13 protein-coding genes and 1 pseudogene are annotated in these 14641 nt (G+C 69.5%); 7 read left to right on the top strand and 7 right to left on the bottom strand.

Translation table 11 applies throughout. The features are described from left to right. Positions 1-112 precede the first annotated feature (112 nt). The 6 genes from Aco04nite_RS35630 to Aco04nite_RS35605 all read left to right on the top strand — a co-directional run bounded on the left by Aco04nite_RS35630 (position 113) and on the right by Aco04nite_RS35605 (position 5728). Positions 113-829 carry a COG4315 family predicted lipoprotein gene (locus Aco04nite_RS35630; RefSeq protein WP_308161712.1) on the top strand — a complete coding sequence of 239 codons (717 nt, stop codon included), beginning with the start codon at positions 113-115 and terminating at the stop codon, positions 827-829. A gap of 168 nt (positions 830-997) precedes the next feature. Continuing rightward, positions 998-1786 carry a DUF4142 domain-containing protein gene (locus Aco04nite_RS35625; protein ID WP_213001629.1) on the top strand — a complete coding sequence of 263 codons (789 nt, stop codon included), beginning with the start codon at positions 998-1000 and terminating at the stop codon, positions 1784-1786. A gap of 118 nt (positions 1787-1904) precedes the next feature. After that, complete coding sequence (locus Aco04nite_RS35620) at positions 1905-3002, top strand: Pecanex-like protein 1 (protein WP_213001628.1); 1098 nt, start codon at positions 1905-1907, stop codon at positions 3000-3002. Positions 3003-3322: 320 nt separating this feature from the next. Next, entirely contained in the window at positions 3323-4228 is a 906-nt protein-coding gene (locus tag Aco04nite_RS35615) for a DNA-3-methyladenine glycosylase family protein (protein WP_438874968.1), read from the top strand. Positions 4229-4250: 22 nt separating this feature from the next. After that, positions 4251-5003, top strand: coding sequence for an ROK family protein (locus Aco04nite_RS35610; protein ID WP_213001627.1), 753 nt, complete (start codon positions 4251-4253; stop codon positions 5001-5003). Beyond that, positions 5003-5728: an HAD-IA family hydrolase gene (locus Aco04nite_RS35605; RefSeq protein WP_244876542.1), complete on the top strand. Its 726-nt coding sequence runs from the start codon at positions 5003-5005 to the stop codon at positions 5726-5728. The genes Aco04nite_RS35610 and Aco04nite_RS35605 overlap by 1 nt, the downstream gene beginning before the upstream one ends. 575 nt (positions 5729-6303) lie before the next feature. Here the strand turns inward: Aco04nite_RS35605 and Aco04nite_RS35600 are convergent. From Aco04nite_RS35600 to Aco04nite_RS35570, 7 genes and pseudogenes are all read right to left on the bottom strand, one after another. Further along, positions 6304-6438 (bottom strand): annotated as a pseudogene (locus tag Aco04nite_RS35600) (IS481 family transposase); the annotation flags it as partial. 132 nt (positions 6439-6570) lie between these two features. Next, positions 6571-7212 carry a GntR family transcriptional regulator gene (locus Aco04nite_RS35595; RefSeq protein WP_213001626.1) on the bottom strand — a complete coding sequence of 214 codons (642 nt, stop codon included), beginning with the start codon at positions 7210-7212 and terminating at the stop codon, positions 6571-6573. Positions 7213-7246: 34 nt separating this feature from the next. Beyond that, positions 7247-8101 carry a 5-oxoprolinase subunit C family protein gene (locus Aco04nite_RS35590; protein ID WP_244876541.1) on the bottom strand — a complete coding sequence of 285 codons (855 nt, stop codon included), beginning with the start codon at positions 8099-8101 and terminating at the stop codon, positions 7247-7249. A 2-nt stretch (positions 8102-8103) separates the two neighbouring features. After that, complete coding sequence (locus Aco04nite_RS35585) at positions 8104-8715, bottom strand: 5-oxoprolinase subunit B family protein (protein WP_213001624.1); 612 nt, start codon at positions 8713-8715, stop codon at positions 8104-8106. Continuing rightward, positions 8712-9473, bottom strand: a complete 762-nt coding sequence (locus tag Aco04nite_RS35580) for a LamB/YcsF family protein (protein ID WP_213001623.1) — start codon at positions 9471-9473, stop codon at positions 8712-8714. The genes Aco04nite_RS35585 and Aco04nite_RS35580 overlap by 4 nt, the downstream gene beginning before the upstream one ends. A 4-nt stretch (positions 9474-9477) precedes the next feature. Next, complete coding sequence (locus Aco04nite_RS35575) at positions 9478-10728, bottom strand: NRAMP family divalent metal transporter (RefSeq protein ID WP_213001622.1); 1251 nt, start codon at positions 10726-10728, stop codon at positions 9478-9480. Between the two features lie 94 nt (positions 10729-10822). After that, positions 10823-11476, bottom strand: a complete 654-nt coding sequence (locus Aco04nite_RS35570; RefSeq protein WP_203838884.1) for a class I SAM-dependent methyltransferase — start codon at positions 11474-11476, stop codon at positions 10823-10825. 78 nt (positions 11477-11554) lie between these two features. Between Aco04nite_RS35570 and Aco04nite_RS35565 the strand changes: the two genes are divergently transcribed. Then, entirely contained in the window at positions 11555-14620 is a 3066-nt protein-coding gene (locus tag Aco04nite_RS35565; protein ID WP_213001621.1) for a putative bifunctional diguanylate cyclase/phosphodiesterase, read from the top strand. Positions 14621-14641: the final 21 nt, after the last annotated feature.

Raw genomic sequence — 14641 nt, 5'->3', positions numbered from 1 at the left:
GAAAAAACTGGGAAATTGATCGGTGGATTTCTTCAACCATGGCGGCACCGGCGCCGTACTACAGCGCGGACACGGAGATGAATGATCACAGTGGAGGGCTCTCGTGGTACCGGTGAAGCGAAAGTTGATCGTCGTCAGCGCTGCGATCGCGGCGGCGTTCGCGCTGCCCGGTTGTGCCCCGGCCGGATATGGCGGCGGGGACACCGCCGCCGCTGACTATGGCGCGGAGCCCGCGGCGAACGCCGTGGCTGCCACCCCCGGCGCGACCGAGGGGGCCACCCCCGGCGCCACCGCCTCACCCGGTGCGGAGACGGAGGAAGGCGCGGACGAGTCCGGCGCCCCCGAGCTCAGCGACGACGAGGTCACCTCCACGCTCAAGGCCACGTCGGTCAAGCGGATGGGCGAGACGGTCCAGAACCAGGACGGCTTCGTTCTCTACCGCTTCGACAAGGACAAGGCGAAGCCCGAGGCGGTCTCCAATTGCAAGGGTGACTGCGAAAAGGTGTGGCCGGCCGCCGTGATCAACAAGGGCGAGACGCCCAAACTGGAGGGTGTGGACGCGAAGCTCGTCGGCACCGTCGAGCGCGAGGACGGCACGCTGCAGCTGACCCTGGACAACTGGCCCCTCTACACCTACATCGGTGACAAGGAGCCGGGCCAGTGGAAGGGCCAGAACGTCGCGGCCGCCTGGTTCGTCATCACCCCCGAAGGCAAGAAGAACCTGACCTGTCTGCCGGCCGTCTCGAAGGCCGTTGCGCCGCCGAAGGAAGAGGCCGCGGACACCAGCGGTGACGCCGGTTCTGACAGCGGGTCCGACTACAGCTACTGAGTGCTCGCGCACTCGTGAGTGCATCGAATCAGCGCTCATAAGTCTTCTTTAAATCGGCTCGGCACCAGCCTTGTTCCATTGCGACACAGCACTGATTGCTCCTAGCGTTTCCAGCGTTCCGCACGTTCGCCGGAATCGTTTCCCCATCCGTTGTCGGAGGTGTAAAAGATGATTGCCGCCCGCTCCTCACGCCGGCTTCGCCGCTCGTCTGTGGGCGTACTGGCAATGGCCCTGGCGTTCGTGCTGGCTCCCGCCGGCGTCGCCCGGGCTGCCGACGGTGTCCCGGTCCCGCCCAACACCGGGCTGACCGACGACGGTGCGGGAACGGTCTCCGCGGCCGACAAGGACTTCGTCATCAAGGTCCGGCTCGCCGGGCTCTGGGAGATCCCCGCCGGGAACATGGCCCAGGAGAAGTCGGACGACGAGAATCTCCGGAAGTTCAGCAAGTCGATCTCCGAACAGCACGTGATTCTCGACAAGTTCGACATCGCGGTCGCCAAGAAGCTCGGGATCGAGCTTCCGAACGTGCCGAACAATGACCAGCAGGGCTGGCTCGACGAGATGGCAGCGGCGAAGACCAGCAAGCAGTTCGACCAGATCTACGTCGATCGGCTGCGCGCTGCTCACGGCAAGATCTTCCCTGCCATCGGAACGATCCGGGCAAGTACCCGCAACGACTCGGTCCGCAAGCTGGCGCAGCAGGCCAACCAGTTCGTCATGACGCACATGACGCTGCTGGAGAGCAGCGGGATCGTCGACTACGGCGCACTGCCGACGGCGGCCGCCCCGGCCGTCACGGGCAAGGGCCCGGTCCCGGTCGACAACGCGATGCTGGCGGCGGCGAGCAGCTCGGGCGGCGTACCCGGAGTGAGCACCTCGGTCATTCTCCTTGTCCTCGCCGGAGCTCTCGTGGCCGGCGTAGTGACCACGATGCGCATCTTCCGGCGCGGCAGCTAGAGCAGCTGGAGCAACGAGCAAGTCGCAGTTCCCGATCCGGTCAACACAGACCTGGTCAAAGGCATAACCCCCGGCGGCTCCACCGTCCGCCACCTGTGGACACAGAAAGGTGTCAGCAATGCGAAGGTCGCACTACCGGAGCGAATCCAGGTTCCCCGCATGGTTCACCGGTCGGCGCCGGATCATCGCCGCCGTTGCCACCGTGGTTGCTTTCGGCAGCATCGTCACCGTCACGCAGGTGTCGGACGCGAGCACCAAGAGCCGTAACCAGCAGCGCGCTCTCGCCGCCTGTAACAACATTCAGGCGCCGAAGAAGTCGAAGCTGTCGACGGAGACGAAGACCGGCACGTACACCACCGGAAACGGCAAGGTGACCCAGCACGCCGACGATGGTGCGGGCGACGTGCCCACCACCGAGACGCTGCGCAAGCGTTGCCGCGACTGGATGAACGGCAACACGGGCGGCAACAACGGCGGCAACAACGGCGGCGCTGCGAGCCCCGCCCCCTCCGGCAGCACGGCAGCCGGTGGCGGCAACAACGGTGGCGGCAACAACAACGGCGGTGGCAACAACGGCGGTGGCGCGACCACGGCCCCGACCACCCCGGCCACCCCGCCGCCCGGTGCCGGCCTCGGCATCCTGACCAACAGCTGCGACACGAGCAACCTCGACGCGCACACCGGTTTCCAGGACGGCAACCGCTGTGTCTCCACCGAGTTCGGTGAGGTCGGCGTCGCCGCGAACAACCCGTCGCTGCTGATCACCGAGATTCCGACCAACGTCGCCGTCGGTCAGGCGTTCACCATCAAGGTGAGCACCCGCAACCTGATCCGTGACCGCTTCCTCGCGGCCGGCCAGGGTGGCTACTACGTCGAGTCGTCGGTGCTGCAGAACGGTCTCGTCCGCGGTCACTTCCACACCGCCTGCCGCGTGCTGGACAGCACCGACGAGGCTCCGGACCCGGAGCCCGTGCCCGCGTTCTTCGTCGCCACCGAGGACAGCAAGGGTGGTGCCGCCCCCGACGTGGTGAACATCCAGGTTCCCGGCCTGCCGACCGAGGGCACCTTCCAGTGCTCCTCGTGGGCCGGTGACGGCTCGCACCGTATCCCGATGATGCAGCGCGCCAACGAGACCCCGGCCTTCGACTCCGCCCGGGTCCAGGTCGGCGGCAACGGCGGCGGCGACAACGCTGACGGCGGGAACAACAACAACTGAGTACGGAGCCCTTCCGCTATCCGGGTAACCGACCCCCTCGGGGCGCGCCAGTTCTGACATGGCGCAGCCCCGGCGGGGACCCCCCATCGGGAACCGGGCGTCGTCCATCCCCCTGAGGACGGCACCAGCGGCAGGCGATCCGAGTGCGGAAACGGCTGACGAAAGGAGGCGCGGGACCGGCTCGGATCGAGATTCCAGCTCCAACACTGGGTGATGCGCGGACCGACTCGGGTGTCCGTGTCCACCCACCCCGATGGCCCTGACCGGGAGCGCGGTCAGGGCCATCGGCATTTCCGCGTCCCGGTCGTATAGTGGCGCAGGTGAAGACGGTGGTCAGGCGGCTGAGAGCGCCGGAGCACTACCACTTCACCCGAACCCTGCGAACGCTGCTCGTCGTGTCGTACGACCCCTGCGGGAAGCTGGCCGACGGCGAATTCCGGCTCTCCGCGCGTACCCCACAGGGCCCTGGATCTCTGCACCTCAGCAGAGCGGGCGCGGAGCTGACCGCGACCACGCACGGCCCCGGCGCCGACTGGCTGGCCGAACACGCCGACGCGATCGCCGGGCTCCGGGACGACCTGGGTGACTTCCCCGGGCTGGCCGCCGCCCATCCGCTGGTCGCCAGGCTGGCCCGCACGTTCTCCGGGCTGCGGTTCCCGGCGACGTTCCAGGTGTTTCCCCGGCTGATCCGGGCGGTGCTGGAGCAGAAGGTCACCGGCATCGAGGCGCACCGCGCCTACCGGGCCATGGTCAAGCATTTCGGCGAGCCCGCACCCGGCCCGGGCGGGCTGCTGCTCCCGCCGGACCCCGCGGCGGTCGCGGCCACCGCCTACTGGGTCTTCCACCCGTTCGGCGTCGAGCAGCGCCGCACCCAGGCCCTGCTGCGTTGCGCTGCCGAGGCGGCCCGGCTGGAACGCTGCACCGACAGCGCCGAGGCGACCCGCAGACTCGTCGCCATCCCCGGGATCGGCCCCTGGACGGCGGCCGAGACGGTCCGCACGGCCTACGGCGACGCGGACGCCGTCAGCGTCGGCGATTTTCACATCCCCAACACGGTGGCGTGGGCGCTGGCGGGGGAGGCCCGCGGCACCGACGCGCGGATGCTCGAGCTGCTGGCGCCGTTCGCCGGGCATCGTGGCCGGGTCTGCGAGCTGCTCGCCGCCGGCGGCATCATGGCACCTAAATTCGGTCCGCGGATGCCCATCCGGAGCTTTGCCCGCTTCTGAGAAAAAAGGCAGACTGCTAGGCGTGGCTTTCACGTTGACGATCGACTGCGGTGGCGGCGGCATCAAAGGCTCGGTTCTGGATGACGCCGGCACGATGCGCGCGCAGCCGCTACGCGTGCCTACGCCGTACCCGTTGCATCCCGATCTTTTTGTCAAGACGCTCCTCGCGCTCGGGGAGCAGCTCCCCACTGCCGACCGGGTGACCGTGGGCATGCCGGGGATGCTGCGGCACGGGGTGGTGGTGGCGACCCCGCACTACATCACGCGCAGCGGGCCGCGTACCAAAATCGATCCTGACCTGCAGGAAGCGTGGTTCGGCTTCGACGCGCGCACCGCCCTGGCCGAGGCTTTCGGCCTGCCCACCCTGGTCCTCAACGACGCCGAGGTGCACGGCGCCGGGGTGGTCGCCGGCACCGGCTGCGAGCTGGTCCTGACGCTGGGCACGGGCCTGGGCTGCGCGTTGTTCGACGGCGGTCAGCTGGCACCGCACCTGGAGATGTCGCAGGCGCCGGTCCGCTGGGGGATGAGCTACGACACCTACATCGGCGAGCACGAGCGGCGCCGGCTGGGTGACGCGCTCTGGTCCCGCCGGGTCCGCAACGTGATCGAGGGACTGCGCCCGGTCTTCCTCTGGGACCGCGTGTATCTCGGCGGCGGCAACTCCCGGCTGATCACCCCGGCCCAGCTCGCCCGGATGGGTGACGACGTCGTGGTCGTCCCGAACACCGCCGGCATCGTCGGCGGCGTCCGGGCCTGGACCCTCAACGCCAAGTGATCACGCCCGCCGCGTTGCTGCTCGACTTCGGTGGGGTGCTGGCCGACTCGCCGTCACCGGGTGCCGCCCCGCCGGAGCTGGTGCTGCGGCTCTACAACCTGACCGAGGGCAGGCTCACCCCGGGTGAGATCAGCCGGGCGCTGACGGCGGGCTCCGACGCGTACGCTGCCTGGCGCGACCTCGACGAGCCGGCAGAGCTCGGCCATGAGGAGGTCTGGTCCCGCTTCGTCACACCGTCATGGCCGCTCGCCGCGCAGGAAGCCGTCCGGCTCAACGCCACCCGGCTGAGCTACGACTGGACCTGGCGCTCGACGTGGGCGCTGCGCCCCGGCATCCCCGAGGCGTTACACGCGGCCCGGGCGATCGGCCTGCCCCTGGCGGTCGTGAGCAACACCCTCTGCGGCGCCGCCCACCGCGACTTCCTCGCCAACGCCGGCGTCGGCAGCCTCTTCACCACGCAGATCTACAGCGACGAGGCCGGCGTCCGCAAACCCAACCCCGAGATGATCTGGCACGCGGTCCGCACTCTCTCCGTCCCGACCGAAGCCTGCTGGTACGTCGGCGACAGCTACCGCCGCGACATCGCCTGCGCCCGCCGCGCGGGAGCGGGCGCCGCCATCCTCTTCCGCTCACCCCGCACCGCCAAGGAGATCCCCGCCGACCACCCCGAACCGGACGCCATCGTCGACGACGGGTTCGGCCTGCGCGACCTGCTCCCGGTCTGACAAGGCCACCTCACCACCACCGGCGTGCGCTCCGGCCGAGGTCACCCATACCGACCTCCGGGACACCGGCGGCGGCTGGGCGGCTGGGCCGCTGGGCCGCTGGGGCAACTGGGTGGCTGGGTGGCTGGGCTAGATGTTGCGCTGGGTGCCGGGATGCCGCAATTTCATGCGGTGTTGTTGGTCAGGTCTGGGCAATCGTTTCTGAGCACAGAACCGTATGTTCTCTGGCCAGACGTGATCGGCCCACGCTTGACAACCAACGCCGCAGAAGGTTTCGCCATCGCGGGTTTCCGCGCAACTTCGTGCCATCAGTGAACTGCCGACGGACATTGGTGACAGCGCACTCCACACGGATGATCTTGCGGGTTGGCACGGAACGAGGTGAGGCCCTCGGGCTCGATGTGGATTGCGACGTCCCACCGACCTGCCCGGGCGCCCTCATGACCCACCGTAATGTCCCGTGTCCGATACCGGCGGGCTGCGGCCGGCTCAGGGGTGCCGTCGAGCGGGGCCGGCCGTTACACCGGGCCGCGGATCGTTTCCAGGTATCGGTCACCACAGCGCAGCTACCTCACCCGGCGCAGGACCCGGACCTTGACGATCCGGTGTTCGGGGCGGGTCGGAGTCCGGGCCGGGCTGTGCAGTGGGCGCGAGGATGGATCGGTCATACCTGCTTCGCCGTCGGTGCGGTGACGGCCGGCCCATCGCGGTCCCGCACGCATTGCGTCCCTGCTCGGGTTGACCCCCCTGCCACCGTCCACCGCGTCCTGACCCGCTACCAACTCGCGAAGCTGACCCACCGCACCCGCCGCCCGCGTTCCCAGCCTCACGGGACAGGACACCTAGGGAAGGTTCCCGAGGACAACGCGTTCGGAGGTCAGCAGGTAGTCGCGGAGCATGTCGGCGGCCCGGTTCGCGTCGCCGGCCTCGTACGTGCTGGTGATGGCGTCGTTCATTGCGACGAACGGGCGGTGGAGCGCTTCCGGGTCCGGTGCGGCGACGAAGGCGAGCCGTAGCTCGGCGGTCAGCTGGCGCATCCAGGAGTCGAGGCGGGGGCTGCCGGCCAGCGCGACGATCTGCTCGTGGAAGTGCATGTTGGCCGTGCCCACGGCGCGCCAGTCACCCGCGGATGCCGCCCGGCCTGCGTCGTCGACCGCGGTGCGCAGGCCCGCTGCCCGCGGCGGGTCGGTGGGTGCCTGGCTGAGGGCAGAACATTCCAGCAGCACCCGTACGCGATAGATGTCCGCGATCTGCGCCGGGCTCAGCGACGCCACGAACACCCCGCGATGCGGCTGCCGGACTAGCAGCCCCTCCTCGATCAGCGTGGAGAAGGCCTCGCGGAGTGTGTTGCGGGAAACCTTCAGGGGGCCGGTCAGCGAGGTCTCCGAGAGCCGCGTGCCGGGCGCCAGCTCGCCGTTGATCATCGCGTTGCGCAGCTGCTCCACGGCCCGTGCGGCGGACCCCGGCTTCTCCACGGTCGTCACGCACCCCAGTCAACCAGTCCGGCCCGCGGGCGGGTCAGGCGGGAGCGCGGACGAATCGGACGCGGGCGCCGGGCCGGGCCTGGGCAGCGCGGTCGGCGGATTCCGGGGTGAGTACGGCGATGACCGGGTAGCCGCCGGTCACCGGGTGGTCCGCCTGGAAGATGATCGGTCTGCCGTCCGGCGGGACCTGCACCGAGCCGCGTACGACGCCTTCGCTGGGCAGCTCGTCGGTGATCGCGCGGGTCAGGGCGGGACCGTCGAGACGCAGGCCGACCGAGTCGCTCGCCGGGGTGATCACGAACTCGCTGCTCAGGAACGCCTCGATCGCCTCGGCCGTGAACCAGTCATCCCGCGGCCCGAGATCAACCTCGAGCGGCCCCTCGGAAAGCCGCGACAACGAGGAGTCGAGCGAGGCGGTGTCCGGCTCGTGATCAGAACCCGGTGAGCCGATGGGTAGGACAGCGTCGACGCTCACCGCGAACCCGATTCCGGCGAGCCGATCCGTCGACCGTGACCCCAGCACGGGCGGCACGTCGAAGCCACCCCGCACGGCGAGGTAGCTTCGCAGCCCCCGCTTGGGCATGCCGACCGAGACGACCGCCCCGGCGGCGACAGACACGATCTCCTCCGGCGAGGCCCTGACGCCGTCCACGGTGAGCACCGCGTCCGTCCCGGTCAGGACGATCATCGCGGGCGAATCGAAGCTCACCCGCAGCCCACCGAGCGTGCACTCCAGCACCGCGGCCCCCGGCGGGTTACTGACCAGCGCATTCGCCCGTGCGTACGCCCCCCGGTCGACAGCCCCGGAAGGCGCCACCCCCAGATGGGTGTGCCCGAACCGCCCCTCGTCCTTGATTACCGTCAGCGGCCCGGTCCGCACGATCCGCATGCTCACGACTCCACCGCCGTGAAGGTCACCTGCACGCCCGGGACGAGCAGTGCCGGCTCCGGCCGGTCGAGGTCCCACATGCGGATGGTCGTGGTGCCGATCAACTGCCAGCCTCCCGGGCTGTCGTGCGGGTAGACGCCGGAGAAGCGCCCGGCGAGGCCCACCGAGCCGGCCGGGATCCGGGTCCGCGGCGAGTCGCGCCGGGGCACGTCGAGATCCGGCCCGGTGAGGTAGCCGAAGCCGGGTGCGAAGCCCGAGAATGCCACTGTCCATTGGGCGGACGTGTGCAGCTTGATCACCTCGGCGGGCGTGACACCGAGGTGGGCGGCCACGTCGGGCAGGTCGGGGCCGTTGTAGGTGACGGGGATCTCGACACTTCCCGCGTACCCGCGGCTTGGTCCTCTGAGTGGCAGCGCCGAGGCCGCCTCCCGCACCTCGGCGGGTGAGGTGATCGCGGGATCGAGCCGGATGAGCACGGTCCGGGCCGCCGGGACGAGATCGATCACCCCCGGCAGCCGCGCCTCGCGCAACGCCGCGTACAACCCGAGCGCCGCGTCGAGATCATCAACCTCGACAAGCAAGGCCTCCCGCCCACAGCTGAGAAATCTGGTCACTGTCCGCTTCCCGCAAAAGCATTGATAGATACGCCCGAAGCAGCCAATTTCTCAGCGACAGCGCGCGCCATGGCCACTGCCCCGGGCGAGTCGCCGTGCACACAGAGCGAGTCCGCCTCGATCTTGATGACGGACCCGTCGACGGCCACCAGGGTGTGCTCGGTGACCAGCCTCAGCATCCGCTCGGCGACCTCGTCGGGGTCGTGCAGCAGCGCCCCGGGCAGCCGCCGCGGGACGAGCGTGCCGTCCGCGTGGTAACCCCGGTCGGCGAACGCCTCACGCACGGTGCGCAGTCCCGCGTCCTCGGCCAGCTCCAGGAACACCGAGCCGGGCAGCCCGAGCACCGGCAGATCCGGGTCGTAGCGCCGGACAGCGTCGACGACGGCCGCCGCCTGCTGCTCATGGTGCACGATCGTGTTGTAGAGCGCGCCGTGCGGCTTGACGTAGAGCACCCGGTCACCGGCCGCCCGGGCCAGCCCGTCGAGCGCCCCGAGCTGATAGATCAGATCGGCGACGAGGTCATCGGTCTCGTAGTCGATGAACCGCCGCCCGAACCCGGCCAGGTCCCGGTACCCGACCTGAGCACCGATCACCACACCCCGCTCGACCGCCCGTTCACAGGTGGCCAGCAGACTCCGCGGATCACCGGCATGAAATCCACAGGCGACGTTGGCACTACTGACGACGTCGAGCATCGCTTCGTCGTCCCCGAGCGTCCAGGCCCCGAACCCCTCACCCAGATCACTGTTGAGATCCACCCCGTCACCCCGCCAGATAGTCGAAGATCGTCCGCGCCGAAACAACGCCCATATACCAGGTCAACGCCGCCACGACCCCACCCAGCACCAGCAACCACACCGGATACTTGTACCCCCGCAGCAGCTCCCGCCTGCGCCAGGCGGCGTACAGCAAGATGGTGAACCCGATCGGCAGGATGAGGCCGTTGAAGCCCCCCGCGAAGACCAGCAGAGCCGACGGCGCGGTCCCGATCAGCAGATAGATGACCGTAGACAAGGCGATAAACCCAACGGTTGCCCAGGACATGAACCGATCCTCTGAGCGAACGGCCCGCCGAGCGAAGCGAGGCCAGAAACACAGCAAGAATGAGACCGAGGTGTACGCGGCCCCGATGACCGACGTGATCGCAGCGGCCCAGAGCACCACCCCGAACGCCCGCATCCCGAACTCACCCGCCGCAGACTCGAACGCCTGCGCCGTGGAGTTGCCGCTGGTGTCGAGCACGACGCCGCCCGCGACCACGCCCAGGATGGCGAGGAAGAGCAGATACCGCATCAACCCGGTGACCGCGATGCCGGTCAGCGCGCCCCGGGTGACCTCGCGGATGTGCTCAGGACCCGTGGTGCCGCTGTCGAGCAGCCGGTGTGCGCCGGAGTAGGTGATGTAGCCGCCGACCGTGCCGCCGATGATCGTGGTGATCGCGGCGAAGTCGATGTCGTCGGGCAGGACCGTCTGGGTGAGCGCGTCACCGACCGGCGGCCCCGACACGATCGCGACGTAGAGCGTGAGCGCGATCATCAGCAGGCCGAGCACGATCAGCAGCCGGTCCATCGCCAGCCCGGCCCGTTTGATGACGAAGATCGAGATGGCGAGGACCGCGCTGATCAGCCCGCCGAGCTTGGGGTTGAGCCCGAGCGCGGCGTTGAGGCCGAGCCCCGAGCCGGCGACGTTACCGATGTTGAAGACCAGGCCGCCGATGATGACCAGCGCGGCCAGCAGGTAGCCGGCGCCCGGGACCACCGCGTTGGCGATCTCGTGGGCCCGTTTCCCGCTGACCGAGATGATCCGCCAGATGTTCATCTGGACGACGAAGTCCACGAGGATCGACATCAGGATGCCGAAGGCGAACGCCGCGCCCAGCTTCGCGGTGAACGTGGTGGTCTGGGTGATGAAACCGGGGCCGATGGCGCTGGTGGCCATCAGGAAAATTGCCCCGATCAGGGCGGTACGGCGGCTCCGGGCAGCTGTCGGCTGAGTGGTCTCGGTCTTCGACATGGGCTCTCCTGAATCGTGAACGTTCGATGGGAGGCGCACGTCTGACGCTAGGGATTGTTCAACGATTACACAAGAGTTGTTGAACAATCTGCGGTTACCGGTATGTAAAAACCACCTGCCACACGCTCGTGCGGCGCATGGGAACGCTTTCCAGTGCCTCGACCACGGGTACGTCGTACGTGTGCCGCAGCACCATCCCCTCGCCCGGCAGGTACGCCCGGCCCGGATCGCCGACCAGCACCAACGCGCCCCGGCCCGCTGCCTGTCGCAGGAACGGCAGCACCTGAGCGGCCATCTCGCGGCTGTAGAAGACATCTCCGGCCAGGATCACGCCGGCTTCGGCGTACCCCTCGGAAAGAAGGTCTCCCTCGTAGAGCTGGATCTTGACGTCGTTGGCCTCGGCGTTGGCCCGGGTGGCAGCCAGCGAGAACGGGTCGATGTCGTTGGCGAGCACGGACCGCGCCCCGGCCTTGGCCGCCGCGACCGCGACCAGACCGCTGCCGGTCGCCAGGTCGAGCACGTCACGACCGGCCACCAGCTCCGGCTCGTCGAGCACGCAGCGGGCGAGCGCCTGACCGCCCGCCCAGGCGAAGGCCCAGAACGGCGGCGGCTGCTCACCACCGGCCGCCTCGGTGCGCTCCCAGAGCTCGATCGGCTCCTCGGCCTGGTGCAGTACCAGTTCGGGGAGGAAGGGTACGGGCGCGACGCGGGTGTTCGCGCGGACGAAGTCGGTTGCAGTGTCGGACACAGTGCGATTCTGCTCAGTTGACCCGGCAAGTAACCGATCAGGGGGGCGTCGCCTGCACGAGCCCGGAAAGGGGGCACCATGCCGACACGGCTGGTTGCTGCCCTTTTCGGGGGCTGGATGGTCGTTCTCGGCATCCTCTTCGCGTCGGTGGACGCCCTGCAGATGCCCGTCCGCGTGCTCGCCGGCGGGTCCGCGCTCGCCGTCATCATCCTCGCCCTGCGCCGCTACACCCCGGACCGCCGTGGCCCGTGGCAGCTGCTCGCCGCGACCGTCGTGGTCTCCTCGGTCGGCGCGATCAGCTACAACGCGGAGAGCGACTCGGTTCCCGCACTGACCGTGATCGCCACGGTGCTGCTGATCGCGGTCTACCCGATGCTGGCCGCCGCGCTGGCCCTCTTCGCGCGGCACCGCACCAGCGGGCGCCGGGACCGCGGCGGGCTGCTCGACGCGCTCACCCTGACCTCCGGCGTGGCCCTGCTCGCCTGGACGTTCGTGATCGGCCCGCACATCCGCGACCCCGGCATGTCGACCGGCGACATCTGGCTGGCGATCGTGTTCCCGATCTGCGACCTGGTCTGCCTGGCCGTGCTCGCCCGGCTGCTCATCGCGTCCGGCCGGCCACCGTTCGCCGCGGCCTGGCTCGCCGCCGGCATCCTCGCCATGCTCGCCGCGGACATGGTCAACAGCGTGGTCGCCTCGCACAGCACACCCACGTTCCTCGCCAGCTTCGGGCGCATCCCGTTCTACGCCGCACTGGGCCTCGCCGCGCTCGACCCCACGATGACGGCGATGACCCGCCCGACGCTGGTCGGCCCGAGTGAGCTCGGCCGGGTGCGGCTCGCCCTGCTCACCCTCGCCTCCCTGGTCGCCCCGGCCGTGCTGGTCTTCCAGGTGGGCCTCAACGGCGAAGTACCCGACATCTACGTCATCGCGGCGCTGAGCGCGCTGACGTTCCTGCTCGTGCTGGCCCGGATGGCCGGCGTGATGGCGAGCAACCGGCTCGCCGTCACCCGCGAGCGGGGCCTGCGTGAGGCCTCCGCGGCGCTGGTCTCGGCCGCCGACTCGGACGAGGTGGCCGACGCCGTACGCCGATCCGTCGCCGCACTGCTGCCCGCGGAGACCCCGCACCGGGTGGTCCTCGCGATGGCGTTCACGGGCCCCGACGCCCAGGTCTCGCAGGAAGCCGCCGTGCAGAACGCCGCCGACCGGATGGCCGGCACCGCGGCCCGGCTCGTGGCTGTCCGTGACGTCGACTGGGCGGTGGCGACGCGGCTCAACCAGTTCGCCATGGTGCTGCGCTGCCCCCTGGTGCTCGCCGACCGCCCCGGTGGTGACCCGCTCGTCGGTGTCCTGCACGTCGGCGCCCCCACCTGGGCGCTGCTCGACCTGCAGCAGGCGCTCGAGGTGCTCGCCACCCAGGTCGCCCTCGCGCTGGAACGGATCGTGCTCAGCCAGGAGGTCATCCGGCGCAACAGCGAGGCGTACTTCCGGACCCTCGTGATGAACACGTCCGACGTCATCCTCATCGTCGACGACGAGAACAAGGTCCGGTACGCGAGCCCGTCCGCCGTCCACGTGCTCGGCACCGACCCGGCGGGCCTGCTCCTGCCCGAGCTCATCCACCCCGGCGACCGGCAGCGGCTCGACGAGGTGCTCGCGACCGTACGCGTCGGCGACTCCCCGGCCGAGGGGCTCGACTTCCGGGCGCTGGGCCGGCGGCGTACCGAGGTCCTGCTCGAAATGCACTGCCGTGACCTGCGTACCGACCCGACCGTCGCCGGCATGGTCGTGACCCTGCGCGACGTCACCGAGCGCCGCCGCCTGGAACGCGAACTGATCCACCAGGCGTTCCACGACTCGCTCACCGGTCTGGCCAACCGCACCCTCTTCGCCGACCGCCTCCAGCACGCCCTGGCCCGCGGCGCCCGGGACGGCTCGGTCGTCGGTGTCCTCTTCATCGACCTCGACGATTTCAAGATCGTCAACGACACCCTCGGCCACGCCGTCGGCGACCAGCTGCTCATCGCGGTCGCCGAACGCATCTCCGCGGCCCTGCGCGCCGACGACACCGCGGCCCGGCTCGGCGGTGACGAGTTCGCCGCGCTCGTCGAGAACGTCCAGGACCCGGGCGCTGTCGAGGAGACCGCGACCCGCATCCTCGCCGCCCTGGCCGAACCGATCATCGTCGACGGCGCGACCCTGCAGGCCAACGCGAGCGTCGGCATCACCACCACCCCCGAGGCGGACAACGCCGACGAACTGCTGCGCCAGGCCGACCTCGCGCTCTACGTCGCCAAGGGGGCCGGAAAGAACCGCTGGCGCCGATACCAGAACCACCTGCACAGCGCGATGGTCGAACGCCTCGAGCTGCGTTCCGCCCTGGACCACGCGGTCAACGAGGGCCATTTCATCCTGCACTACCAGCCTATCGTCAAACTGGCCGGCGACGACGTGGTCGGCTTCGAGGCCCTCGTCCGCTGGCACCACCCGACCCGCGGCATCATCGCCCCCGACCAGTTCATCGAGGTCGCCGAGGAGAGCGGCCTGATCGTCCCGATGGGCCGCTGGGTCCTCGACCAGGCCCTGCACACGGTCGCCCAGTGGTGGCGGATCCTGCCCCGCGTGCGCCGCCCGTACGTCAGCGTGAACGTCTCCGTCCGGCAGTTCCGCCAGCAGGGCTTCGTCGACCAGGTGCGCACGTCGCTCGAATTCGCGGGCGTCCCCCCGCACGCCCTGATGCTCGAGATCACCGAGACCCTGCTCATGGGTGACGACGAGAAGATCTGGACCGACCTGGCCACCCTCCGCGAGCTGGGCGTCAAGATCGCCATCGACGATTTCGGTACGGGCTACAGCTCCCTCGGCTACCTGCGCCAGCGCCCCATCGACGTCCTGAAGATCGACAAGATGTTCATCGACGACATGCTCGGCGACACCCAGCAGCTCGCCCTCGTCAGCGGCATCGTCAGCCTCGCCCAGTCCCTCGGCCTGACCGTCGTCGCCGAGGGCATCGAGGACGCCCGGCACAAACGCATCCTCACCCGTCTGGGCTGCCCCCTCGGTCAGGGCTACTTCTACTCCGAACCCATGGAAGCCACTGAAGCCCTCTCCTGGCTCCGCAACCCCATCCCCGTGGCGGCCTGACCCGGCCTGGAGATGTCGCAG

It is taken from the genome of Winogradskya consettensis (genome assembly GCF_018332715.1).
GTDB classification, from domain to species: Bacteria; Actinomycetota; Actinomycetes; order Mycobacteriales; family Micromonosporaceae; genus Actinoplanes; species Actinoplanes consettensis.
The sequence above is the reverse complement of the archived record's forward strand: the minus strand, read 5'-3'. Positions and strand labels throughout refer to the sequence as shown.

What these genes read in the sequence shown, in the direction of transcription:
- Aco04nite_RS35625 (WP_213001629.1), top strand. Translation starts at nt 998, where the DNA reads ATGATTGCCGCCCGCTCCTCACGCCGGCTTCGCCGCTCGTCTGTGGGC.
- Aco04nite_RS35620 (WP_213001628.1), top strand. Translation starts at nt 1,905, where the DNA reads ATGCGAAGGTCGCACTACCGGAGCGAATCCAGGTTCCCCGCATGGTTC.
- Aco04nite_RS35590 (WP_244876541.1), bottom strand. Translation starts at nt 8,101, where the DNA reads ATGCGGATCGTGCGGACCGGGCCGCTGACGGTAATCAAGGACGAGGGG.
- Aco04nite_RS35575 (WP_213001622.1), bottom strand. Translation starts at nt 10,728, where the DNA reads ATGTCGAAGACCGAGACCACTCAGCCGACAGCTGCCCGGAGCCGCCGT.
- Aco04nite_RS35565 (WP_213001621.1), top strand. Translation starts at nt 11,555, where the DNA reads ATGCCGACACGGCTGGTTGCTGCCCTTTTCGGGGGCTGGATGGTCGTT.